The sequence below is a fragment of the Vibrio sp. 970 genome (assembly GCF_033339075.1).
The window spans coordinates 234,664-260,503 of record NZ_JAWOTW010000002.1 but is presented as its reverse complement, the minus strand read 5'-3'; the positions used below and the strand labels follow the sequence as shown (position 1 = coordinate 260,503).

Here is a 25,840-nt window from a genome sequence, read left to right as displayed (position 1 = left end):
TGGCTACCTTGGTCTTAACTAGGTTCTATTAGCGTTTCACCGCTTCAAGCTTCCAGATATTGTTCACGTAGTCGCGGATTGAGCGGTCTGACGTGAACTTGCCAACAAGGGCGGTATTAAGAATGGCCTTCTTCGCCCAGCCAGCTTGATCTTTATATTGTTCGCTCATGTCTTCGTGTGCTTTCACGTAAGAGGCGAAATCCGCGAGACATAAGTATGGGTCACCACCGTCTAGCAGGCTGTCGTATGTGGCACGCAGTAAGCCCGGTTGGTCTGGTGTGAACTCTTCACCCAATAGCAAGTCCATTGACGCTTTGAGTAAGTGATCCGCATTGTAGTAATCAAATGGGTTGTAACCTTGAGCTTTCAGCGCTTTCACACCTTCAACATCTAGACCGAAGATGTAGATGTTCTCATCGCCTACTTCCTCACGAATCTCAACGTTTGCACCATCCATTGTACCGATAGTTAGCGCACCGTTTAGCGCCATCTTCATGTTACCTGTACCTGATGCTTCTTTACCCGCTAGCGAGATTTGTTGAGAAACGTCAGCCGCAGGGATAATGATTTCAGCCATGCTCACGCGGTAGTCAGGGATGAATACCACTTTCAGCTTGTTACCGATGCGAGGATCGTTGTTCACCTTGTCTGCAATCTTGTTGATTGCGAAGATGATTTCTTTCGCTAGGTGGTAACCCGGTGCTGCTTTTGCTGCGAAGAACACAACGCGTGGCGTACACTCAAAACCTGGTTCATTAAGAATACGGTGGTACAGAGACAGTACGTGTAGCAAGTCTAGATGCTGACGTTTGTACTCGTGCAGACGCTTGATTTGAACATCGAAGATTGCATTAGTATCGAGCTCGATACCCATGTTCTCTTTCACCCAAGTTGCTAGGCGTTCTTTGTTCTCTTTCTTCACTGCCATGAATTCTTTTTGGAATGTCGCGTCAGTAGCGTACTTCGCAATACCTTCAAGTTGCTCTAGTTTCGCTGGCCATTCTGGACCGACTTTCTCAGTGATAAGCTGAGACAGACCTGGGTTACAGAACTTCAACCAGCGACGTGGCGTAATACCGTTCGTTACGTTGTGTAGACGTGTCGGGTACATTTCGTGGAACTCTGGGAATAGGTCTTTCTTAACCAATTCAGAGTGAAGTGCTGCTACACCGTTTACTGCGTAAGAGCCGATTACACATAGGTTTGCCATGCGAACCATGCGGTGGAAACCTTCTTCGATGATAGAAAGCTTCTGTTGCTTCGCGACATCACCCGGCCACATTGCACGTACGTCTTGTAGGAAGCGGTGGTTGATCTCGTAAATGATCTCCATGTGACGTGGTAGCAGGTGCTGGATTAGCGACTCTGGCCATGTCTCTAGTGCTTCTGGAAGTAGCGTGTGGTTGGTGTACGCAAATGTCTTAGAGCTGATTTCCCAAGCCGCTTCCCAAGCTAAACCTTTTTCATCCATCAGGATGCGCATTAGTTCAGGAATCGCAATCGTTGGGTGCGTATCGTTAAGCTGGATAGTCTCTTGCTTAGGTAGATCCGCTAGCGAGTAGCCCGCAGCTTCGTGGCGACGTAGGATGTCACGTACAGACGCTGCTGAGTGGAAGTACTGCTGCATTAGACGCAGTGTTTTACCTTTCTCGTGGTTGTCGTTCGGGTAAAGCACTTTAGTGATGTTACCTGCGTCGATCAGTGCGTGCTGAGCTTCGAAGTAATCACCATTGTTAAAGCTTGCTAGTGAGAATGGTGCAATCGCCTGACATTCCCAAAGACGTAGCGGGTAAACCGTGTCTGATTCATAACCCACAATTGGAAGATCCCAAGGCATTGCTCTTACTGTCATGCCTGGTACCCATTTGCGGACTTCTTTACCGTTCTCGTTAATCACTTCAACGTGACCGTAGAAACCGATCTCTTGCGCAAGTTCTGGACGCGCAATTTCCCAAGGGTAGCCTTCTACACCGCGCCATGCGTCAGGTGCTTCTTGCTGGCGACCATCTTTGAATGACTGTTTAAATAGACCGTATTCGTAATGTAAACCATAGCCGACAGTTGGGAATTCTTGTGCCGCACATGAATCCATGAAACACGCAGCCAGACGACCAAGGCCACCGTTACCCAATGATGGGTCGCGCTCTTCTTCTAGCAGATCAGTTAGGTTGTAACCCAGTTCAGCCATTGCTTCTGTTACTTGTTCATACAGACCCATGCTGATTAGGTTGTTACCCGTCAAACGACCGATAAGGAATTCTAGCGAAAGGTAGTTAACGCTCTTCGCACTTTTAATGCGTGGATCTTCTTCTGTCGCAAGCAAATCTAGAGTAGTAAATTCAGCCAGAGCATGCCCCATTGCTAGGTACCATGCGCGGCTGTCTGCGTTTTCAATCGTATGAGCGTAAGTTACAGATAGGTGTTTCTTTACGCTTTCTTGGAACGACTTCTTGTCAAATTGTTTTTGTTGAGTAGGTTTCATTACGAAATTCTCACGTCTTTTGGTAATTCATCTGCCATACATCGTGCATTTACCTCTGTGAATAAACATCCTCCTAATTCTCATCCTTTGAAGGAGGAGGGCTGAGGGCGTAGAGGGGGTACCATTGCTAGGTTAGTGATCCAAATCTCAACAAAGTGAACTTTGCACCAGTTCTTAGTGATTTTGATCACAATGGAATGTGAGAAAGGTTAAAACCCGTTCATGACGCTTTTTATAGTCCACTCATCTGATGATGTGAAAATTGTAATATCGGTCACATTAACTCGGTCAGCGTAGAAGAACTTTTCGTAATCTATGTGCAACGCGATCTTAACGCTAACGAAACAAACGATATTTAAGTGACGACAATCACAAATAAAGGGCGTAGTTGATGGTAAATCCATCAACCCTTGAGAATTAGGAAGTGGATCAAAGTAACGAACATTTCTGATGTCGTAACATCCCTCTCAGCTCACAGGATTGTACGCTTTTTATACAAACTAGAATTAGGCGATGTGAGTTATTTCTAGTTTTCGCTAGCTTTTATATTTAAGTGACCGTATGGAATGGTTTTTCAGACGGACGCAAGCCCCAATAGTAGCGACATTATCCGGTATTCAAACAGTGTTTTTGATGCTGATGGCATCATTCAGTAAGACGGCTTTCAAGGGGGCTTTACTAGAATGATCACGTTGCTGTCATTTGGGTATACATAAATAAGGACATAACTACTAATGTGGATTCCATCTAAGCTTACTCGACCAGGACGCCTGCACAATGCCATCGTGCGCCCACGAGTGTTGGACTTACTACAGCAAGCGCCTTACTACAAATTGGTTTTATTCCGATCCCCAGCAGGTTACGGAAAAACAACAATGGCAGCGCAGTGGCTATCCGATAAGCCAAACGTCGGTTGGTACAGCATTGATGACAGCGATAACGACGGCTTTCGCTTTGTAAACTATCTGCTTCAAGCATTAAACAAAGCCACCAACTTCAGTTGCGCTAACGCACAAAAACTGGCGGAAAAACGTCAGATCTCGTCTTTACGCTCCCTATTTAGCGAAGTATTCGCTGAAATGGCTGACTTTCATCAAGAGTGCTACGTGGTACTTGATGACTACCATTTAATCACGAATGATGAAATCCATGAATCCATGCGTTTCTTCTTAAAGCACATGCCAGACAACCTCACCGTTGTGGTAACCAGTCGTGCAGCGCCGCCTCTGGGCACTGCAAACTTACGTGTTCGTGATTTAATGATCGAAATCGGCAACGAGATGTTGGCGTTCGATACCGAAGAAACGACTCGCTTCTTTAATCAGCGTATTGCCGATGGCATCGACGAAGACATGGCAAACAGCCTCAGAACCTATGTTGAAGGTTGGCCATCGGCGATGCAGTTGATCGCATTACAAGCCCAACATCAAAACCGCACATTGGCACAAACTGTAGAGTCGGTATCGCAGTTCAATCACGCGCACTTGTGGGATTACTTGGTCGAAGAAGTGTTTGACTTACTCGATCACGAAACTCGTCACTTTTTAATGCAAGTATCCGTGCTTGACCACTTCAATGATGAGCTAGTGTTTGCCCTTACCCAACGCGAAGATGCACTGGGAATGATTGAATCGCTTAACCGTTACGGCTTATTCATTTATCCGCTCGAAGGGGAACAGAACTGGTTCCGGTTCCATAACTTATTTGGCGAGTTTTTGTCTCATGAGCGCCAAGCTCGTATTCCTCAGCAAGAAAAAGATCTCCACCGCAATGCTGCTATCGCTTGGTTACAACAAAAAGCACCACACCAAGCGATTCATCATGCACAAAAATCGAATGATAAGGACTTAGTGGTAGAGATCCTAAACGAATACGGCTGGAAGATGTTTAACCAAGGCGAACTCAGCACACTGGAAAGCTCAATTAACAAGTTGGACGATGATCTGTTGTTCAGCCACCCAAAACTTACGATGCTCCGAGCATGGTTGGCTCAAAGTCAGCATCGTTATAACCAAGTGGGCCACCTGCTTGAAGAAGCGGAAGAGGAACACAAAAAGCGTAACATTGCGTTAGATATTCATTATCAAGGTCAAGCAAACGCGTTGCTTGCTCAAGTGGCTATCAACAGTAACCAACCAGAAAAAGCTCTCGAATTAGCGGAGCTAGCGCTTAGCCAACTTGATAACACTATTTACCGTAGCCGAATTGTGGCGACTTCGGTTGTTGGTGAAGTTAACCACGTGCTAGGTAAACTAGACCGTGCTTTGCCGATGATGCAACAAACTGAAAAGCTAGCTCGTCAGTATCAGGTATATCACCAAGCGTTATGGGCAATATTGCAGCAAAGCGAGATTTTAATTGCACAAGGTTACGTGCAAGCTGCCTTTGAACTACAAGATTCCGCATTCCGTCTGATTGAAGATCAGCAGCTTCAGCATGTTCCTCTTCATGAATTTTTGCTGCGTATTCGCGCGCAAGTACTTTGGTGCTGGAACCGACTTGATGAAGCGGAAGAATGCGCGTACAAAGGTCTGCAAATTCTCGAAAACCATTCACCAAGCAAGCACTTACATAGCTATTCGATGTTGGCGCGTATTGCGATTGGACGCGGTGAATTAGACAAAGCCGGTAAATTCATTGAGCACATCCAACACTTGATGAAACAGTCGACTTACCATGTAGATTGGACTGCAAACGCTTCACTATCGTTGATTCTATTTTGGCAAGCGCGCGGGAATACCGATGCAATGCAAGAATGGCTCAACACTGCGGTTCGTCCTGAATCGGCATGCAACCACTTTTCTCAATTGCAATGGCGTAACATTGCCCGCGCCCACATTAACTTAGGCCAATATACCGACGCTCGTGCTGCGTTAGATTTCCTCCAAGGTGAAGCTCGTCGCACTAACCTAATCACAGATACTAATCGCAACTTAGTGGTTGAAGCGGTCCTTTCTGCTCGCCAAAAAGATGAGGAGCAAGCCAAGGCTCTGTTAAAAGAAGCATTAGTAATGACGAACCAAACTGGCATGGTCGGAAACTTCCTGATTGATGGTGCAACCATTGGCGGTCTGCTGGAGAAGTTGAGCCTCCGCCATGAACTGGGCGATCTTGAGCGTCACCGTGCTCAACAGTTAATGAAGGACATTTCATCGAATCAACGTAGCCGGTCGATTCACTTTGATGAAGACTTTATTGAAAAGTTGGTGAATCACCCTAATGTGCCAGAGCTAGTACGTACCAGCCCATTAACACAACGCGAATGGCAGGTTCTGGGACTGATTTATTCAGGCTTTAGTAACGAGCAAATCGCACAAGAGCTGGATGTGGCAGGTACGACAATTAAAACCCACATTCGCAACCTGTACCAAAAGCTTAATATTGCTAATCGTAAAGAAGCCATTGTGACAGCTGAAAATTTGCTACAGTTAATGGGATACTGAACTGCTAGATAAACGGGTTAAAACGTAAAGTAAAACACAAGGGTTGGCGTAACACGTCAGCCCTTTTTTATGACTGACAGGAAGAGAAGTGCAATTTGCAAAGCACGTAAGTAACGTTGTTCATATAAAAAAATAGCCAACCGCAATAATCGCGATTGGCTTATATTTAGTGTGAACAAATTGTATTCACTAACAACGTCAGTTGGCTAGGTGACCCTCGGCTTAAGAAGGGTCGAGCAGTATTATGCATTAATCATGCCAAAATACAAAGACTTATTTTTGGGCACAAGATCTCATATAAGCTGGATTTATTCACGCGCAAATTATCAAAATGCAATTTGATAATGCAAATTGCAATTGCATAATGCAACCAAGATTGATAATTGATAGTAGAGTTAATCATCTCAAAAATGTAAACCAAGCATTAAAAGCTCGTTACGGCGGCATTGTCTTTTGGCGGGTAATAAAGATAGGCAATAGATTGGATATAAAACCAAGTAGTTACAGCACTATTTCATACTTTTTTCATCGCAATGTTTGTATACTCTCTGCCATCGAAACGACTTAGCATTAGAGCAATGAACTACTTAATTACTTTCTTCAAGGGAATCGCCATGGGTGCAGCAGATGTTGTACCTGGTGTATCTGGCGGCACCATCGCGTTTATCACTGGTATTTACGATACGCTGCTTGAAAGCATTCGACGCATTAACCCCTCACTTTTCTCTGTCTGGCGAAAAGAAGGGGTTAAAGCCGCGTTTAATCACATCAACGGATTCTTCCTTATCGCTCTGTTTGCCGGCATTTTCACCAGTATTGCAACGCTAGCAAAGTTGATTACTTGGCTTCTTGACACACACCCGATCCCACTTTGGTCATTTTTCTTTGGCCTGATTTTGGTCTCTGTGTATCACATTATTCGTCAGGTTGAGCAACGCGATCTTGTCCGCTTTGTCATTCTGCTCGTTGGTGTCGGGTTTGCTTATAGTATTACTGTGCTCAAACCTTTACACATGGAACCAACGGCCATTAACACCTTATTCGCTGGAGCTATCGCGATTTGTGCGATGATCTTGCCGGGTATCTCTGGCAGTTTTATTTTGCTGCTGATTGGCATGTATGCTCCTGTATTAGCCGCAGTGAAAGGTTTTCAAGTCGATACATTAGCGCTATTTTTGTCTGGCTGCGTGATCGGTTTACTGTCCTTCTCTCACTTATTGTCGTGGTTACTACGCAAGTTCCGTGATTTCACCCTGATGTTTTTGACTGGATTAATGATTGGTACGTTGCCAAAGATTTGGCCATGGAAAGAAACCATCACTTGGCGCACCAATTCGAAGGGCGAACAAGTGCCATTGCTACAGCACAACCTATCACCATTTGAATTTGAACACGTGACATCACAACCTTCTCAGTTAGTACTTGCTGTCGTGATGATGCTTGCAGCCATTGCTCTGGTTTTGGGTCTAGAGAAATTCGCAGATTCAGATAAATAACTTTGGTATCAAACACATACTGAACCAAATAAAAACGGAGTCAATTGGCTCCGTTTTATCTATTGGCTAAGGGCAAAACATCTCAATTGAAAACTCTGCTGTATTTGATGCAATAAAGTCCGTCGCGTTACTAGGAAGCTGGTCACCGAGGTATAACGCACAATTTACTGAGGTCACGAGTTGGCGAGCGGCGCATCTGTGCTACGATGCTCGTAATGTTAAGTGATAAATGCTGAACCTTAATGAAACTGTTACAAATCGCCGCTGTTTCAGCCGCATTAGTTGCGGGATTTTATGCCCCGACTCTAATAAAAAGCTTTTCTTCTTCCACTCAAAGCAAGTCAATAGATGAATACTGCTTTCTCTCTACAACCTCTTGCGTCCAAGAAAATGTTACGATGACGCTAAACTCAGAAACTGCTCAACCCTTGGTTCCTACCACTCTAAATGTTGAGTGGCATACAAGCGATGCTAAGCAACTCATCCTAAGTCTTTCAGGAAGAGAAATGGAGATGGGTGAGCCTAAGTTTTTACTGAAGCAAATCGCTCCTGGCCAATATCAAGGTGACATCATTCTCCCGGTTTGCACGGAGGATGCAATGACTTGGGTTGGTGAACTCAGTGATGGAGAGAATACCGTTTACCCTGCTATAAAAATGCAAAGATAAGGAATCGTTATGAGCCGCAATTGGTCCCTATTTCTCGTAGCTGCTTTCGCACTCGGATTTGGCGTAAAGAGCTATTTAGATAATCAGAAAACGAAGCCAGAGCAAGTGGACAGTTCCACCTCTCAACAAACGGTATTGTTTGGGGAAAATAACCAAGCCGTCAATATCTTCGATGTGAATGACCCTCGCATCCGAGTCGTCTATTTTGGCTTTACTCGCTGCCCAGACGTTTGCCCAACTTCTCTTGCAATGCTGGCAGGAGCACTGAATCAAATTGACGACGCGCAAAAAGCACAACTACGCCCGATGTTCATTTCTTTAGACCCAGAGCGTGATGAGGCCGATGCATCAGCAAAATATGCCCATTACTTCCATCCAATGATTGAAGGCCTATCGGCACCACTTGATGTAACGACATCTTTGGCACACAACTATGGTGTCATTTTCCGTAAGACAGAATTGGAAGGCTCGGAACTAAAGTACACGCTGGATCATAGCTCTTACTTTTACTTCTTGAAGCCGGATGGCACGTTAATCACTAAAGTACCGCATACGCTCTCGCCGGCACCGATTGTTGAAGCCATTTCAAAACTAACGACCGAAGGCTCTTCAAATGACGGTTAAGTCAGTGCTGAAGCAATTTTTCAATTTCCTAACTCATACCAACCCCAATGTCGAACAAGACGTCGATACGATCATTGACGCCATTGGGGGCATAGAGAACCTGATAGAAACTGGTGCATGTGCGACTCGGCTGCGTCTTACCCTCAGAGCGACGTCCGTCATCGATAAGAACGCACTCAAAAATCATGGCGCGCATGGCGTCGTGATATTGGATGATCGTCATGTCCAAATCATATACGGCTTAAAAGCCAACACGTATTCGCAAATTATGGAAGAGCGCATCACAAAACAAAGTTAATATTTTTGCAGTATAGCTACCCTCTTTAAAAAACGGCGGCTATACTCTTTTGGCTTAATTAACTCACTTATTTATTAACCAACGAAGAGGACACAAGATGATTGTATTGAATAACACTAACTGGGCATCGCAAGGGTAACCCTAACAGCACCAACTCTGTGGCATAACCACAACTTCCCCTTCTCTGCCCGGTCTTCACCGGGGTCAACTCTATCCGAATTAGACCCTAATGCGATTTGTATTAAGGCGCTTTGTTGCGTCTGGGATAATTCAATAATGAATCAAACACATACTTTTTGTGACACATTAGTTTCAACTTCAAACCCTCTAAAACAATTGGGTTGGAAACCATTTTTTCAGCAACAACTGACATTAGACGATTACGACAACACTATCTTTGCTCGTGTGATTACGCACCACCGAAGTGGTTATTTATTGGCAACAGAAACTGGGCAAGTTCATCTTAATGCCCACCATTCTTTACCCAACATGACCGTCGGAGACTGGGTAATCTTAAATGAAGATCAGCAATTTGTTCGCTTACTGGATCGCTTGAGCCTCTTTAGCCGCAAAGCCGCTGGCAGCAAAGTGGCAGAGCAACTCATCGCAGCCAATGTGGATACAGTGTTTATCGTCTGTTCCCTTAACGACGACTTCAATTTAAGTCGTATTGAACGTTATCTTGCCTTGGCTCATGAAGCCGAAGTCGAACCCGTCATCGTGCTTTCCAAAGCCGATTTGTGTGACAATACTGATGAACTAAAAAGCCAAGTACAGAAGCTCGACCCTCTATTAGCTATAGAGGCAGTCAACGGCTTAGAAATAGAGAGTGCTTCTAAACTCATGACCTGGTGCAAAGAAGGACTAACCCTCGCTTTTATCGGTTCTTCAGGCGTTGGCAAATCAACTCTTGTTAATGCATTACTCGGGCAACAAGAACAGGCAACTGGGCATATTCGTGAAGACGATAGCAAAGGGCGACATACAACTACATCGCGCTCTATCCATCTATTACCTGATGGCGGCATCTTGATTGATACTCCGGGAATGCGCGAGCTTCAACTAGCAGATTGTGAATCGGGGGTCAGTGAGGCATTTTCTGACATTGAGGCGCTCGCTCAGCGTTGTCGCTTTGGCAATTGTAAGCACCAAACTGAGCCAGGCTGCGCAGTTCAAACTGCGATTGCAAATGGCAAACTGGAGGTTCGTCGTTTCAATAACTATCAAAAACTATTGCGAGAACAAGCCTTTAACGGCGCGACTTTGGCAGAGCAACGAGCACAAAGTCGACGATTCGGTAAACTTGCTCGCAATGCCATGAGTGATAAGCGCAGGCGCCAACAAAGTTATTAATTTGTTGCGTTTGAGTTGTCAATAAAATCAAAGGAGACGAAAGTCTCCTTTTTAACAACTTTATTAAAAACCATTACTCATAACTAATGATAATTTTCAACATAAAAATCTTATTTAAATAACATTGAGCAAACATTTAATCCAAAAACAAACTAAAACTAGACACAAAATATTACCAAGCTAAGATATGTGATATTCAGCAAGAAAATGGCTGAATTTATAAAAACAGGATAATTGATAATCATGTGTCTTAGTGACCAGAAGCAATGCTCACCCCTTGTAATATAAGGGCATTATCGCCGTGTAATGATGGACTATTGCCCTGCCACTCTGGCATAAAATTGCAGGAATGATGTATGCAACATAACAGCCTCGTTGCCCGATATGCTCGTGGTAACCTCGTCGTCCAGATCCTTGTCGGTATCGTCTTTGGTATTTTGCTCGCGACAATTTCTCCAAGCCATGCCGAAAGCGCGGGATTAATTGGTAGCCTTTTTGTCGGTGCGCTTAAAGCGATCGCGCCAATTCTTGTGTTTATTTTGGTTGCCGCTTCAATTGCAAACCAAAAGAAAAACCAACACACTTACATGCGCCCAATCGTTGTACTGTACCTGATGGGTACATTCTTCGCGGCGCTATCAGCAGTGGTTCTAAGCTTCCTTTTCCCGACCAATTTAACGCTTGTCACCGGCGCTGAAGGTGCAACGCCTCCTCAAGGTATTGCTGAAATTCTACGCACACTGTTGTTTAAACTGGTCGACAACCCAGTAAATGCACTAGTAGAAGCAAACTACATCGGCATTCTTGCTTGGGGTGTGGGTCTGGGTCTTGCACTACACCACGCATCGGCGACAACGAAGGCCGTATTTGAAGATCTAAGCCACAGCGTGTCTCACATTGTGCGCTTTATCATTCGTCTTGCACCATTTGGTATCTTTGGCTTGGTTGCTTCAACGTTTGCGACAACGGGCTTTAGCGCGCTAGCAAGCTACGCACACCTTCTAGCGGTTCTTCTTGGCGCAATGATGATCATCGCACTCGTTGTAAACCCGGCGATCGTGTTCGTTAAAACCAAACAAAACCCTTACCCACTTGTATTCCGTTGTCTACGTGAAAGTGGTGTAACAGCGTTCTTCACTCGTTCAAGTGCGGCGAATATTCCAGTAAACATGGCACTATGTGAGAAGCTAAAACTGGACGAGGATACATACTCAGTATCTATCCCTCTAGGTGCGACCATCAACATGGCTGGTGCTGCAATCACTATCACAACGCTAACGCTTGCAGCTGTGCACACTATGGGTATCGAAGTTGATCTACTGACTGCGCTACTGCTCAGTATTGTAGCTGCGGTTTCTGCATGCGGCGCATCAGGTGTTGCAGGTGGCTCTCTACTACTTATCCCACTTGCGTGTGGCCTGTTTGGTATCTCAAACGACGTAGCAATGCAGGTTGTAGCGGTTGGCTTCATTATCGGTGTGATTCAAGACTCTGCAGAAACTGCGCTAAACAGCTCAACAGACGTTGTCTTTACGGCAGCAGTTTGTAAATCAGAGCAGCAAAAAGCTCAGTAAGACTGACAGAACAAATAGAAAGGGGAGCCGATGATGGCTCCCCTTTTTTGTTTAATTGCGCTCAATTACGCGGTGACCAAAGCCACTTCTTCAATCAGGAAGTGTTTGCTTGGTTCAACAAACTCTTGCTGCGCAGCAATAGTTTGCAGTTCCCACTCACCCGCATGGTACGTTGCACTCAACACCCCGTAACACGCGTCGTGACAATGTTGGAAAGCTTGTTTAGGAGACCAGCCTTTTAAGAGTCCCGCGGTAAAGATAGCTGAAATAAGATCGCCCACGCCAACAGGTTGTTTAGCAAACTCAAATTGAGGACGCTTCGCAAGGTAAATACCTTCTTGCGTAGCCAATAGCATGTTAAAGCTGCCATTTTCTAGGCAGTAAAGGTGCTTAACTAGCACCACTTTTGGACCTTTCTCTAGCGCACGTTGGCATGCGGTGATCGCATCGTCTAGTGAGTGGATTTCCATCTCAGCAAATTGACTTAGCTCGAATTGGTTCGGAACGATCACGTCCGCCATTGGCATCAAACGCGTTAGAAGATTTTCAGCAATGCCCGGAGCCACAATGCAGCCTTTGTCTGGCGCGCCCATCACAGGGTCGCAAACATAAAGTGCGTTCGGGTTCGCTTGCTTCACTTTCGTCACGGTATCTTCAACAGCAAGGCACTGCTCTGCGCTACCTTGGTAGCCCGTCAATACCGCTTGGCACTTTTCCAGCGCGCCGATGTTACCAAGTCCACGAACTAACTCGCTGATGTCTTCAGCCGCAAACGCTCGCCCAGTCCAGCCTTCTTGATACTGCGTGTGGTTAGAAAATTGAACGGTATGAATCGGCCATACTTCGAAACCCATGCGTTGCATTGGGAAAACGGCACTGCTGTTACCAGCATGACCAAAAGAAACATGAGATTGCATAGAGAGGATACCTTGCATAGTACCTTACCTCTTATTGTAGTTATCGATAGTTCAAAGACAGCGGCAAGCGCCAGTTTTGCGAAACCAGTAGTGTATCCGACAAACCAAGATTCTCTAACTCAATTCTCCTCAATATCTTCAGAGTAAGTTGGCGCGCTGGTTTTCAACACCATCTTCTTAATTTCCATTTTGTCTTTATTCAGTGCGATTTCTAGGGTATCTCCTTCCCTTATCCCGAGCTGAGCCAGGATTACGCTTGGAATGACTACGGCGGTGTCGTCACCGATTTTAACAGGTTGACTTATCATCTTTCGTCCTCCAAATGTCGAAAATGAGTTTTCACGTCATTGGATGTCTAGCCTCAAATACATTAAGCTGACTTGGATTTGGCGTAAATGCCTAAAAGCAAAGAGCCTTCCACACCGCGTTTGGGAAGGCTCTTTCAGTATTATTTTTTAATTTGCTAAAGGCTCATGCTTCGCAGCAATCAGACCGTAAGCACTCCAGCCTAGGAAGGTTACGATAGAGCCCCACATCATCGCTTCGTAGCCGGAGCCGTAAAGCGCATAGAAGCTGTACAGAGAGCCAATCAGAGCGATAACGTTGGTGGTTTTCATCTCGCGCTCTGGCACGTGCGCTACTTGCTGCATAATAAAGATTGCGCCCATACATAAGATGTAAGGAATAACGTTTGTTACTACCGCTAGGTTAACCAGTGCTTCGAACTGCTCGTTCAGCGTTGGAGAAATCGTCATTAGAGACAATACTGATTGGATGATAGTAATCGCGATCATACCTTTGATCGGTGTGCCGCGTTTGTCCACTTGAGAGAACAATTTAGGGAAGAAGCCCGCATCAGAAGACGATTTGAACACTGACGCGATAGTGAATTGCCAACCCAATAGAGAGCCCGCACAAGCCAATACCGCCATACCCGCAACCACTTTACCAGCAGCAGAACCTAGCATCACTGTCCATACGGTTGAGAATGGCGCTGTAGATGCAGCAAGCTCAGAGTTTGCAACGATACCAGAACAGATGTTTGTCGATACAATGTAAACCACAGCCGCGATTAGCGTACCACCTAGCACTGCGATTGGTACGTTCTTCTCTGGGTTTTCTACGGCTTCAGAGTTCGCACAGGCCGATTCAAGACCAAGGAATGCCCATAGAGTCATCGCAATAGAAGCACTCACAGCTTCACCAAATGGTAGGTGGTGTGGGTTCCAAGCTTCAATGTACATGGTTGGGTTAAACCAGAACCAACCAACAATACCCAATGAACACACTGGTAGGATTACGCCCCACACGGTGAATGTACCAATTTGACCTGTGATTTTCGCACCACCGAAGTTCGCGAAAGTACAAATCCAAAGAATGGCGATGGTGTACAAACAGGTTTCGACCGGAGATAGGGTCACTTCAAAGAATGCGGAGCCGTAACCCACACAAGTAATCGCGATCGCAATGTTCGCAATAAGGAGCGACAAACCGTAAGTCCAGCCCGCCATAAATGCACCCGATTTACCGAATGCATAAGACGCGTAACCGTTCATACCGCCGTCACGTTTACTAAAACGACCACATTTTGCAAACACGTAAGCCAACGCCAAAGAGCCCGCCGCCGTGATCAGCCAAGACAACACAGAAATGGTGCCCACTTGCGCCAGTTTACTTGGCAGCATGATGATGCCGGAGCCGGCCATGTTGATGAATGTCAGAATGGTTAACTGCACCACCGACATTTTTTTAGTTTCAGTACTCATAAATTATTCTCCACGAATAAGCGGTTCGCACCGACGCCGGAGCGTGGTGCGAACGGGTAGATTAATCTTTTAGGACATAACAATGTGCGGTAGTGCGACCGTTAACATCTTCAAGGTACACACCTTGAATTTCTGGCGCGAAGCCTGGGAAGCGGTTAATGCCTTCTTCTAGAGATAGGAAGTAATCCACCACCTGTTGAGTCCAGACTTCACCAGTGATCACACAGATAATGCCTGGAGGGTAAGGAAGTGCACCTTCAGCGGCTACGCGGCCCACGGCCTCTTTAAGTGGTAGGTAATTGCATTCACCACGGAAGTATTTGCGTGTTGCTACGTCAGGTTTGTGAACCATTTGTGGGAAGTACTCGCTGCGGAACATCGCTTTTTGTAACTGTTTCACGTTCAGCTCTTTGTACATGTCATGCATTTCCTGACATAGCTGACGGATGGTGTAGCCACGGTAGCGTTCTTTATTCGCTTCGTAGACGCTTGGAAGTACGATACTTAAAGGGGCATCATCACGGATGAATTTTTCGAATCGGTTAATTTGAGCTACAAGGTGACGGATCTTACCCATATCTTCCGCAGGAGTGAGTAGGAACAAGATAGAGTTCAAGTCACACTTCTCAGGGATGATGCCGTTTTCACGAAGGAAGTTCGCCAATAGCGTTGCAGGAATACCGAAATCTGCATAGCTGCCGTCTTCTGCAATACCCGCAGTAGTTAGCAACAATTTACATGGATCAACGAAGTATTGACCTTCACCGTAACCTTCAAATTTGTGCCAGCTTGCGTTTGGCTCAAACATGAAGAATTTCTTGTTCGTTGCGATCACGTCAGTGTCGTAGCTGCCCCAAGGTTGGCCTTCGACTTCATCTGGAATGAACGGACGAATCAATTCACAACTCTTAAGGATTTCTTTACGCGCTTCGATACCTGTCTTAACCGCATCGCGCCATAAACGCAGACCTGCTTCGCCGTCGTGGATCTTCGCGTTCACATCAAGCGCAGAGAACAGTGCGTAGAATGGTGAAGTCGATGCGTGCATCATAAACGCGTTGTTAAAGCGTTTGTGGTTACAGTAACGAGCTTGACCTTTGATATGGCGGTCTTTTTTGTGGATTTGCGATGTTTGAGAGAAGCCAGCTTGTTGTTTGTGAACAGACTGAGTCACGATCACACCTGCGTCTTCTGGTTTCAAATCCAGCAGCAGTGGTGAACAGTCTTTCATCATAGGGATGAACTGCTCATAACCAACCCACGCAGAGTCAAACAGGATGTAGTCACAAAGATGACCTATCTTATCCATTACGTAGCGAGCGTTGTAGATAGTACCGTCGTAAGTACCAAGCTGGATAATAGCAAGACGGAAAGGACGTTCATCGCGTGCACGTTCTGGGTCCACTTTCGCGATTTGAGCACGAATGTATTCTTCATCGAAACAGTGTTCATCCATACCACCGATAAAGCCCCAAGGGTTACGCGCCGTTTCTAAGTAAACTGGCATACCACCCGCTTGGATTAACGCACCGTGGTGGTTCGATTTGTGGTTGTTACGGTCGAACAGTACCAAATCACCTTCAGTTACCAGCGCGTTACACACCACTTTGTTTGAAGCAGAAGTACCGTTGAGTACGAAGTAAGTTTTGTCCGCGTTAAATACTTTTGCAGCGTGCGCTTGCGCTTGGTGGGCAGAACCTTCGTGGATCAGCAAGTCACCTAAATCCACGTCCGCGTTACACAAGTCACTACGGAACAGGTTTTCGCCAAAGAAATCGTAGAACTGTTTACCAGCTGGGTGTTTTTTGAAGAACTGACCACCTTGGTGTCCCGGACAGTCAAACGCTGAGTTACCCATCTCAACATAGTGCGTTAATTGCTTGAAGAAAGGAGGAAGAAGACGACATTCGTACTTGGTTACTGCTTCATTGATTTGACGACAGTAGTACTCAATAGATTGTCTTTCTAAATCGATAACGCCAGTTAGCCAAACGTAATCTTCTGCCGAAACTGGGTTTTCATCCGTTACTAAGAAAACTGGAATACCGTAACCCGTTTCAGAAATCATTTTATGCAGACCTGCTTTAATGTCTGCTGAAGTAATAATAGCCGCACCAACGTCGGTTAATTCAACTTGCTCTAAAGGTTGTAAATGACGATTAAATTGTTCATCTAAAGACTCAGCTAATAAACTGAAGTCTTCTGGCATGTAATTACTAACACCTATAATTAAACTTTTCATTTGGAATATCTCTTTTTTGTTCTTTAAAATTGACAAGTACAGATATTACAAACGAAAACGATATTTAAAATTCAAAAAACAAATTTCGTGATTAAATTTTCACATTTAAAAGACTTATTTCCTCGAATTAAAATTTCGCGACCTTCATCACTTTCCAATTGATAGTCCAATGATATTGAAACCAGAATTAAAAGGAAAAATAATTAAAAATTGTGTGACCACAACCATTATTGTTAGAAATAAAATATCAAGAAAATAATTTTTTGAGATTTCCATCACTATATAATTATTAGGAGTATATTATTAGGAATGATAAATATTTTAATTTTAACTAAATTTAAACACATAATAAAAAAGCCATCAACACATGTATTGATGGCTTTTTACTTTAGGTGCAAAGGAAACACAATTCAATTAAATAAATGACTATCTAGTTTGACTCCATCATTCGACCATTGCTGATAACGTTTTACAGACATGCCTGACGAGTACATAGTGTGTTTACAATCCATGCACTCGACAAAATACAAGCCACTCATGCCAGCCATAACGTGCAGTCTACGGCTATCACAACGCTTACAGGACAAGCGTTTTACTTTGGTATTGACGTCAATACGACGAGCAAAGTTTAACGTTTCGTGAGAACATAAAGCCTCAACAGCACTATCTTTAAATGGATGTTCACTCAACAAGTAATTAATGGCGTAATCATACACCGGGGGGATTGAAGATTTTCCACTTTCAATATTACTTATTTTAGCGACGGAAACACCTAATAAAGAAGCGAACTCAGCCTTACTGTACTCTAAGATAAACCTTGAAGAGATAAATTTATCTGCACTAATGATTCTCAACATACACAAATCTCTAATATAAATAAAAACAGAGATAAAAAATTATCTCTATTTATTATGAAACATGTAATGAAAAAGTTACTTCCTAGTGTAATTCTGCATATTAACTATGCTATTTTATTTTTACGTTATCTTGCGCCTAATTAATCATAAAATCAATAATCGACACCTAAATATAAAAGAACAATTTAAGATTTATAATACATTTTTTAATTTAAATTATTAGATAAAGTAATGAGTACTATTCACCTATAAATCGGGGCATCAAGTATTGCTCTTCAATCATTATTACTATCAATTGAAAAGTCTTGATCTAAGCCCAATAGCGGAAGTAAATAAAGAGGGAAAAACCTCTTTTTTAAGGTAAACAGATCCCATCTTAGTTAAGTACTAAAAATATGTTGAAAAATCGCATAAATAGTATGCACATCAGTAAAATGACTGCTTAAGTAAGTTTACATTCTGTTGTCGTGACTGATAGAGATACTGGCAAAAGAGCAAAAGAAAAGCCTCAATCTTGAGGCTTCTGGATAAGATAGGTTATGGTTGAAGGAAGTTTTGAGTGAAATCGAGCGCCTCTTTAGAAAGTTTTTTTTCGTTGGGCGATGTGCTTGCCTGACCTTCTGCTGTTACCGTTGTCATGTTAGGCTGAAAATCTAGTGTTGATGCCTCCTCCCAAGCTTCGGAGGCGTCTTTATTCTCATCATTCAACACCGCATTGAGCTCCTCTTCCGCAGGAAAATACGCTTCGCGTTTGTACACTTTGTTAAGGGCTCGAATAATAGAGTGCTTTCTCACCATTCCTGAGGCCAGTTTTCTTTGCAACGGCTTCGCTATGGACTGCAATCCAACGACAACATCAACACCAATATTGGTTGCCACTTCATCACGTAACGTACGCGCAGGTTGGTAGCCCATATTGGCAGCAAGAAACAGCCAAACGTAAGCAATTGCATTACCCGTTTTACCTTTATCCTTCCACGCTTCGCCAGCATGATACATCGCTTTAGCACTGCCACCTTCCGCGGCCCGTTCCAGCCAGTAGCAACCTTTAACCATGCTTTTTTCTGTACCAATGCCATTTAGGTAACATAAGCCGACTTGGATCTTGCCATCCGCACTGTCTTTTTCCGCCGCTTTCATAAACCAGTAAAGCGCATCTGCACTGCGTCCTGCACTATTGTCTGGTGAAAGCTGCCACTCACCCATGTAAAGCATGGCATCAATGCAGCCTTCCTCGGCTGCGGTTTCAATCAGTTGGTTACCTTTGGGAATATTTTTTTCCGTTCCGCGACCAAAAACCAACGCTTTGCCTGTCGAAAATTTCGCTTCGGTATCCCCTTCCATTCCCGCAATTGCGGTACGCCAGAAGTTTGCCTGCTCTTTTAAAATCACATCTTCGCGCATGCGTTCACTTAAGCGAACAATGCCGTACATCCCCGTCACATTGTCCAGTTTAGCGGCTTTATCATACCAATACAGCGCTTGACGAATGTTGTCCTTTTCGGCTTCTTTCGCTAGAAATAAAATGGTGGGGATATGCCCGGTTTCTGCTTTGAACTCTCGCTCTTTACGCTCTTGCTCTCGCGCTTTATGCATCGCCTTTCGATAAGCGGCTTCGCGAGCTTTCCTCTCTGCCTCGAGTCTCTGTTTCCGCATCGACAACGAGATCATCCACACAAATATCAGGACGAGTGAAAGGCCAGTTGCCGCAATGGCAATGCCCATACTACTCATAAATAGCCTCTTTTGGTTTCAGGGCCCAATTCAACTCCCTTTCAGGGAAATCTTATGATTACGCGCCGACATAACGCCGACTACCTTCATTATATAACGACCACTTAGCGAAAATCTGAAGCTTGCGAAGACTTAATGGCGGTATTTTATTCAACATCACTGCAACTTATTTTTAAAAGAAAAATATAGCCCTCATTTTTATAGAACTTAATCACGGTTTTGGGGCTGAGACATTCTCATCCCCTATCATCCCCCCTTACTCCTCCCATAAAAATTCACATTTTAATGATGTGCAGAATCTCTCACTATGCGCCTGTTTTATTATTTAATTTGTGAACAAAATCGACTGTGACAGAAAATTTGCACCTGTAAAAAACTTAACAGCCTGCTCTCACATTTTGCTGATGATTCAGTGTATTAGCATCTAATTGAACATTTCCTTTTTGGCATCTGCCTTTCTAGCGTGTGCAAAACCTTCTTGATGATTGAGTCAGCGAAGGCAGCGCGCAGCTCAATATCAATTCAATAACAATGGATTTGTAAACGTGGACAATAAGACATTTAAATTATCAACAATTGCCAAAACCGTACTGCCTTTGATTTCCGTCGCGGTAATCAGCGGTTGTGGTAGTGATAGCACGAACGAAGATACGACGAACCCTGGCTCAGGCTTGTACCCTGCGGGAGAGAACGAAGTCGTCATTTATTACAAACGTGACGTAGCATCAGCTTCAACGGCCAGCGACTACGAAGGTTGGGGCTTGCACCTATGGAACGGTGAGGGCTGTACCAGCACAGATTTAGACGCAATGGGCATTCCGGGAACAGGAACGGATTGGTCTGCGCCACACCCATTCGATGGCATCAACGACACCTACGGTGCTTACTACGTACTGAAAATAAACCCAGATGCCTCTGACCCACACGAATGCATGAACTTCATTCTGCACAAGGGTGATGAGAAAGCGTTCGGCAGCGCAAACTCAAAAGTAGAGTTGACGAAAATCGGCGAATCGAAAGGTTTGTTTGGCTTCCACGGCAGCAGTGAACTTTACTACGAGCCAATAGAAGAGCGCCCTGTTGATATTGATGGTCAAAAAGCCCATTGGTTAGACGCCAACACCATTGCATGGGAAGCGGCGACCAGTGCGGATTCCATGAAGCTGTTCTACAGCCTTAGCAATGACATCAAAATGGATGAAGATAAGCAAATCTCTGGCGGTACAGCGGTTGAGCTGACAAAAGCTGGTGAGTTGTCTGATGGTCTGAAATCACGCTTCCGTCACCTTGCTAGCCTTCAAGCTGCGGGTATCGATGTCGATGACGCGACCTTGCGTACGATCCTGAAGTCACAAATCGTTATGGTGGCTTACAACGCAAATGGTGACGTCATTTCTGCAACTGAAGTGCAAAAACCGGGCGTTTTGGATGCGGTGTTTGCCGATTCCAAGGCAGGTAACGCGATCGGTCAAGAACTCGGTGCGATTGTGGAAGGCGGTGCCGCAACCTTCAAACTATGGGCACCAACTGCCCAAGATGTTGATCTGATAATCTACGATGAAAACTTAGCAGAAGAAGCGACCGTTGCCATGACGGAAGACCCAGCAACAGGTATCTGGGTTTCTGAGGCACAAAGCAACGTTGTCAACAAATATTATCGCTACCAAGTTAAGGTATACCACCCAACAACTGGCGTCGTTGAAACGCGTTTGGTAACAGACCCATATTCAATGAGCTTGTCTAAGAACTCACGATACTCGCAAGTGGTTGATTTAGATGATCCAAGCTTAATGCCTCAAGATTGGAAAAACTACGCACGCCCAACGGTTAAAAAAGACGAAGACCACGTCCTTTACGAGTCACACATTCGTGATTTCAGCTTTAACGACAGCAAAGGCACACCAAGTCTTGATGGCAAATATCTGGCGCTTACAGAACCTGAGCGTGAGTCTGTATCTCACTTACAAGCTTTAAAAGATGCTGGCCTAACAACGCTACATATCCTGCCTGCGTTTGATATTGCAACCGTGGATGAAGACGCTGACAAGCGAGTCGATATCACCGACACCGTGGGTAAACTTTGTGGCATCAAGCCAGAAGCCTCCATTTGTGAGACCGAAGATGACGGCAAAGTAATTGAAGAGGTATTAAATAGCTACGACCCAACAACGGGCAAAGCACAAGCGTTGATGAACGATCTTCGCATGCTAGACAGCTTCAACTGGGGTTATGACCCTTACCACTACACCGTGCCAGAAGGCAGTTATGCGACCGATCCTAACGGGTCTAAGCGTATTCTTGAGTTCCGCGAAATGGTTCAAGCGACGCATAAAATGGATCTGAAACTGGTCATGGACGTCGTGTACAACCACACAAATGCATCTGGTGTGAACGAAAAATCAGTACTGGATAAGATTGTCCCTGGGTACTACCACCGCCTAAACGTCAACACTGGCGGCGTCGAAAACTCAACCTGTTGTGATAACACCGCAACCGAGAACTTGATGATGGGTAAACTAATGGTTGACTCATTGATGGTATGGGCGGATGACTATAAAGTCGATGGTTTCCGTTTTGACCTTATGGGCCACCAGCCGAAAGATGTGATGGTTTACGCACTTGAAAAAGTCCGTGAAATTGACCCGAATACCTTGTTCTACGGCGAAGGTTGGGACTTTGGTGAAGTCGCGCAAAACGCTCGCTTCGATCAGGCGACACAAGTCAACATGGCGGGGACAGAAATCGGTACTTTCTCTGATCGTCTGCGTGACGCAGTTCGTGGCGGAAGCCCGTTTGATGGCGGTGTAGATTCTGAAGGTAAGCACCCACTTCGCTTTAACCAAGGCTTTGGTAACGCCGCTTACCCTAACGAAGAAACCAAAACTGACGCAGAGTCGGTGAATGGTCGTTTACACAACCAAGATCTGGTTCGTCTAGGTATGGCTGGTAACTTGGCTGACTACATCCTTCTTGATTACAAAGGCGAAACCAAGCTGGGTAAGAACGTTGATTACAATGGTGCGCCTGCAGGCTACACAAAAGTGCCATCAGAGAACATCTCTTACGTGTCTAAGCACGACAACCAAACATTGTGGGATAACAACGCCTACAAGATTGCGACAGGCACTTCATCTGCCGAGCGTGCACGTATGCAGTCTGTGTCCCTATCAACGGTGATGCTTGGTCAAGGCATTCCATTCATCCACATGGGTTCTGAGCTATTGCGCTCTAAATCTATGCAGCGCGACTCGTACGATTCTGGTGACTGGTTCAACCGTGTATTCTTCGACGGAAGCGACAATAACTGGAACGTTGGTCTACCACGTGAAGACAAAGACGGTGCAAACTGGGAGCTGATCAAAACCATCGTTGGTGACAGCACTGCGAAACCAGATTCAACCGACATCGAGCTGACTAAGCAACAATTCCTAGAGCTACTAAAAATCCGTAGCACAAGCGAACTGTTCCGCCTAGATACCGCGCAAGAAGTGATGAACCGTGTTGACTTCCGCAACGTAGGGAAAAACCAAATGGAAGGCTTGATTGTGATGTCTATCGACGATGGTACATCAGCAGGTGCCGATTTAGATTCGAACTACGATGCTATCGTGGCGGTTGTGAACTCAACATCAACTGAGAAATCTTTCAAAGTTGCCGGTGCAACTAGTTTCGAGTTACATGAAGTTCAACAAAACTCTGCGGATGACATCGTGAAAGGTGCAAGCTTCACCAATGAAACGTTCACAGTACCAGCACTGACAACAGCGGTATTCGTGCAGCCACAAAACGGCGCACAAGGTGCTGGCCTACCAGTAAACACGGATAACAAAGACGTATCGAGTATTCCTCCTTACGGCGAAACCGTTGTTTACGTGAAAGGCACGATGAACGAGTGGTCTGATAGCAGTGATTGGGCGATGACCTTTATTGGCAACGGTATGTACTCTGTAACTGGCGTTCTTGAAGCAGGTGAGCACGAATTCAAATTCGCGGACTCTGGTTGGGCAAATCCAAACATCGGTTGTGATGCTGCGAATATAGCTTCTGGTTCACTAGAATTAGGTTCAGAAGGTAACTGTAAGCTGTCTGTTGCTGAAACAGGTAAGTACAACTTCACTCTGAACGCGCTGCATGTTCAAGATGAAAGCGTAGAAAAACCGGTCGTGTCAGTGACCAAATCAGCAGATGCACCAACATTCGGTGAAACAGCACTATACTTACGTGGCACTATCACTACATGGGATGCTCCAGCACAAGACTCAACAGCGAAGTTCAGCTATGTTGCAAATGACGTTTATTCGCTAGACATTACCCTAGCGGCGGGCAACTACGAGATGAAAGTTGCGAGCGCAGACTGGGCAGCAGACACCAACTTCGGTGGTGAAGGCAGTGTTGAGCTTGGTAAAGCGCTGACGATGGAAGCCGGTGGCGGTAGCGCAAACCTAAAAATTGCGATTGCAGAAGCAGGAAACTACAACTTCCACTTCAATGCGGCTGACAAGTCGGCGCCAATCGTGACGGTAACGAAAAACTAGTTTCATTTAAAAACATCCGTAATGAAAAAGGGGAAGCATCACGCTTCCCCTTTGTTTTGTTGGCGTCACTAAATGGTGGATACCAAAATCAAAAAGGTGTTAGTTTCCCCAAATCTGTTCAACAAACTCAGGATGATCAATGAATGGATTACGATTGCCCTGAAAATCAAACACTTGTTGATTGCGGTTTCGTTCTTTTTCACTAACGGGATCATTTTTGTGCCAACGTTTCAGCATGTTTAACATCCAAGGTTCAAAAACCGTTGAACTTGAACCATCAAGGACAGCATCCGCATTGCTTGAATTGCCTTCCCAGTTACCTACAACATTTTCATAGCGGGTTGCCATGTAGAAATAAGCACGGGCGAAGTCGCCCTTAAACTCATCAATCGGCTCAAACACCGTACCGGAGTAGCCCAGACTAGTGCTTGCTTGTCCAAGTTTAGAGCCATTACTAGACACGTAGGTCGCGGTGCCCACTTCACCAAATGGCCAATTACTGCGCTTCGCGTTTACATAACCATCAGTTGCAAACAAGTGATGACCGTCTGAGTTCATCGGCTCAACCTTACCGCCAAACCAGCTTTTCGGAAAAGAGTGCTCACGGTTGTAGCAATCCCCTTCCGTTTTGTATTGGCCACATTGGTCTGTGACTTTGGTAAAGCTTACTGTATCGCTAGCAGATGGCTTTTCAGAGTACATATCGAGAATAGAGCCATCATTTTCATAATAACGATCAATATCGGCATCTTTTACCAAGGTCCAGACCGCAGAATAGCCTCGGCTGGAGTGATTACTGATAATGTTAAACAACGCTGTTTTTAGAGCGTATCCCGTCTTACCAGATGCCGCTTGATAGTAACCATCAACCACTGGTGGGGTCGTGGTTGAGTCACCTAACGTAAAATCGGTGGTTTCACTTTTCGAGAATTCAGCGCCAGAAGCAAGAGTCTTATCTCCCTCAGTCAGCGTGTAAGACCCCGCGCCACTGCCACAACAAATGCCGTCACCATACTCATCTTGAATCGTGAATTGGTAGTTACCGTCAGCTAAGCACATGCTCTTTTCAATGGTGATTGCTGACTCATATCCCTGACCAGAAAACAGTACTTCAGCTTGGTTGTTTTTTAACGTCCAGCTAGTTTCTGAACCATAATTATCGGTTGTGAGAGTCAAGACCACTTGGTGATCACTACAACTTTCTACAGGAGGTTGTGTACTCGTCTCAGTCGGTTGAAAATTATCGACGTAGACAACTTCTGAGCCATCAAAACTGGCTTCATCGTAAAAACGCAAACCGACGTTGATGGTCTTGTTCGAGCTCGCTGTGTAGTTGTGCGCGAGCTCTTGCCACTGGTTTATCTGTTGTGGGTTCGAGTAATTGTGATAACCATCAACCACCAGACGTGCTTTTACATTTCCTTCGGTATGATAAACCGAGACAGAAAACGGATAGGTTTTCCCTTGCTCCACATTAATGGTTTGCAAAAAGTCGGTGTTGCTTTGGGTACCTGTATTCACGACGACCTGGGCAGCCAGACCACCCGATTTGATTTGCTCGCTGCTTGGCGACACTGTAATGCCCGCGTCAATCTCTGACCACTGCGTAGGTACATTGCCATTCCACTGCTCAAAGTCACCGTTGATAATTTGGCTATATGCAAACGGAGAGCTAGCAGCAACAAGGAGACAGAGGGAGTTCGTTATGGATTTCATTATACTTTTCCATTAGTTATATAAATCCCAAACACGATAAACATATTAGCGGGGCATAAGTAATCCTTCAGTCACATTTTTACGTTGCACAAGTGTTAATTTACTTTTTAATGTGCAGCTTATCTCACAAATATC

The 25,840-nt window shown here is 44.9% G+C and carries 16 protein-coding genes; 8 read left to right on the top strand and 8 right to left on the bottom strand.

The features are described 5' to 3' along the window. Positions 1-28 precede the first annotated feature (28 nt). Positions 29-2,482: a glycogen/starch/alpha-glucan phosphorylase gene (locus R7Q11_RS03680; RefSeq protein WP_225466195.1), complete on the bottom strand. Its 2,454-nt coding sequence runs from the start codon at positions 2,480-2,482 to the stop codon at positions 29-31. Between the two features lie 734 nt (positions 2,483-3,216). Between R7Q11_RS03680 and malT the strand changes: the two genes are divergently transcribed. From malT to sstT, 7 genes are all read left to right on the top strand, one after another. Next, complete coding sequence (malT, locus tag R7Q11_RS03675) at positions 3,217-5,925, top strand: HTH-type transcriptional regulator MalT (RefSeq protein ID WP_158173265.1); 2,709 nt, start codon at positions 3,217-3,219, stop codon at positions 5,923-5,925. Between the two features lie 578 nt (positions 5,926-6,503). Continuing rightward, complete coding sequence (locus R7Q11_RS03670) at positions 6,504-7,421, top strand: DUF368 domain-containing protein (protein WP_225466194.1); 918 nt, start codon at positions 6,504-6,506, stop codon at positions 7,419-7,421. A 242-nt stretch (positions 7,422-7,663) separates the two neighbouring features. After that, positions 7,664-8,089, top strand: a complete 426-nt coding sequence (locus tag R7Q11_RS03665; protein ID WP_025768641.1) for a hypothetical protein — start codon at positions 7,664-7,666, stop codon at positions 8,087-8,089. A 9-nt stretch (positions 8,090-8,098) separates the two neighbouring features. Further along, on the top strand, positions 8,099-8,713 hold the full coding sequence (locus R7Q11_RS03660; protein WP_225466193.1) for an SCO family protein: 615 nt from the start codon (positions 8,099-8,101) through the stop codon (positions 8,711-8,713). Then, positions 8,703-9,011: a PTS transporter subunit EIIB gene (locus R7Q11_RS03655; protein ID WP_104980204.1), complete on the top strand. Its 309-nt coding sequence runs from the start codon at positions 8,703-8,705 to the stop codon at positions 9,009-9,011. The genes R7Q11_RS03660 and R7Q11_RS03655 overlap by 11 nt, the downstream gene beginning before the upstream one ends. A gap of 276 nt (positions 9,012-9,287) precedes the next feature. Beyond that, the gene (rsgA, locus tag R7Q11_RS03650; protein ID WP_054728841.1) at positions 9,288-10,364 is read left to right on the top strand and encodes a ribosome small subunit-dependent GTPase A; all 1,077 of its coding nucleotides are present in this window, start codon (positions 9,288-9,290) and stop codon (positions 10,362-10,364) included. 356 nt (positions 10,365-10,720) lie between these two features. Beyond that, positions 10,721-11,938, top strand: coding sequence for a serine/threonine transporter SstT (sstT, locus tag R7Q11_RS03645; RefSeq protein ID WP_005374821.1), 1,218 nt, complete (start codon positions 10,721-10,723; stop codon positions 11,936-11,938). A 65-nt stretch (positions 11,939-12,003) separates the two neighbouring features. Here the strand turns inward: sstT and pdxY are convergent, their stop codons facing one another. The 6 genes from pdxY to R7Q11_RS03615 all read right to left on the bottom strand — a co-directional run bounded on the left by pdxY (position 12,004) and on the right by R7Q11_RS03615 (position 19,454). Next, positions 12,004-12,873 (bottom strand): pyridoxal kinase PdxY, encoded by an 870-nt coding sequence (gene pdxY / locus R7Q11_RS03640; protein ID WP_176311361.1) that lies wholly within the window; start codon positions 12,871-12,873, stop codon positions 12,004-12,006. Between the two features lie 101 nt (positions 12,874-12,974). Beyond that, complete coding sequence (locus tag R7Q11_RS03635; RefSeq protein ID WP_017634469.1) at positions 12,975-13,163, bottom strand: AbrB/MazE/SpoVT family DNA-binding domain-containing protein; 189 nt, start codon at positions 13,161-13,163, stop codon at positions 12,975-12,977. Between the two features lie 147 nt (positions 13,164-13,310). Further along, positions 13,311-14,621 (bottom strand): putrescine-ornithine antiporter, encoded by a 1,311-nt coding sequence (gene potE, locus R7Q11_RS03630; protein WP_053307967.1) that lies wholly within the window; start codon positions 14,619-14,621, stop codon positions 13,311-13,313. A gap of 61 nt (positions 14,622-14,682) precedes the next feature. Beyond that, positions 14,683-16,863: an ornithine decarboxylase SpeF gene (gene speF / locus R7Q11_RS03625; RefSeq protein WP_176311362.1), complete on the bottom strand. Its 2,181-nt coding sequence runs from the start codon at positions 16,861-16,863 to the stop codon at positions 14,683-14,685. A gap of 410 nt (positions 16,864-17,273) precedes the next feature. After that, positions 17,274-17,720, bottom strand: a complete 447-nt coding sequence (locus tag R7Q11_RS03620; RefSeq protein ID WP_025768646.1) for a helix-turn-helix transcriptional regulator — start codon at positions 17,718-17,720, stop codon at positions 17,274-17,276. A gap of 537 nt (positions 17,721-18,257) precedes the next feature. Continuing rightward, a complete protein-coding gene (locus R7Q11_RS03615; protein ID WP_064376884.1) occupies positions 18,258-19,454 on the bottom strand; it encodes a tetratricopeptide repeat protein in 1,197 nt (398 codons plus the stop codon). Positions 19,455-19,999: 545 nt separating this feature from the next. Here R7Q11_RS03615 and pulA point away from each other — a divergent pair. Beyond that, positions 20,000-23,989 carry a pullulanase-type alpha-1,6-glucosidase gene (gene pulA, locus R7Q11_RS03610; protein WP_225466192.1) on the top strand — a complete coding sequence of 1,330 codons (3,990 nt, stop codon included), beginning with the start codon at positions 20,000-20,002 and terminating at the stop codon, positions 23,987-23,989. A gap of 99 nt (positions 23,990-24,088) precedes the next feature. On the opposite strand, the gene R7Q11_RS03605 is transcribed toward pulA, so the two are convergent. After that, complete coding sequence (locus tag R7Q11_RS03605; RefSeq protein ID WP_225466191.1) at positions 24,089-25,705, bottom strand: endonuclease; 1,617 nt, start codon at positions 25,703-25,705, stop codon at positions 24,089-24,091. Between the last annotated feature and the right edge of the window lie 135 nt (positions 25,706-25,840).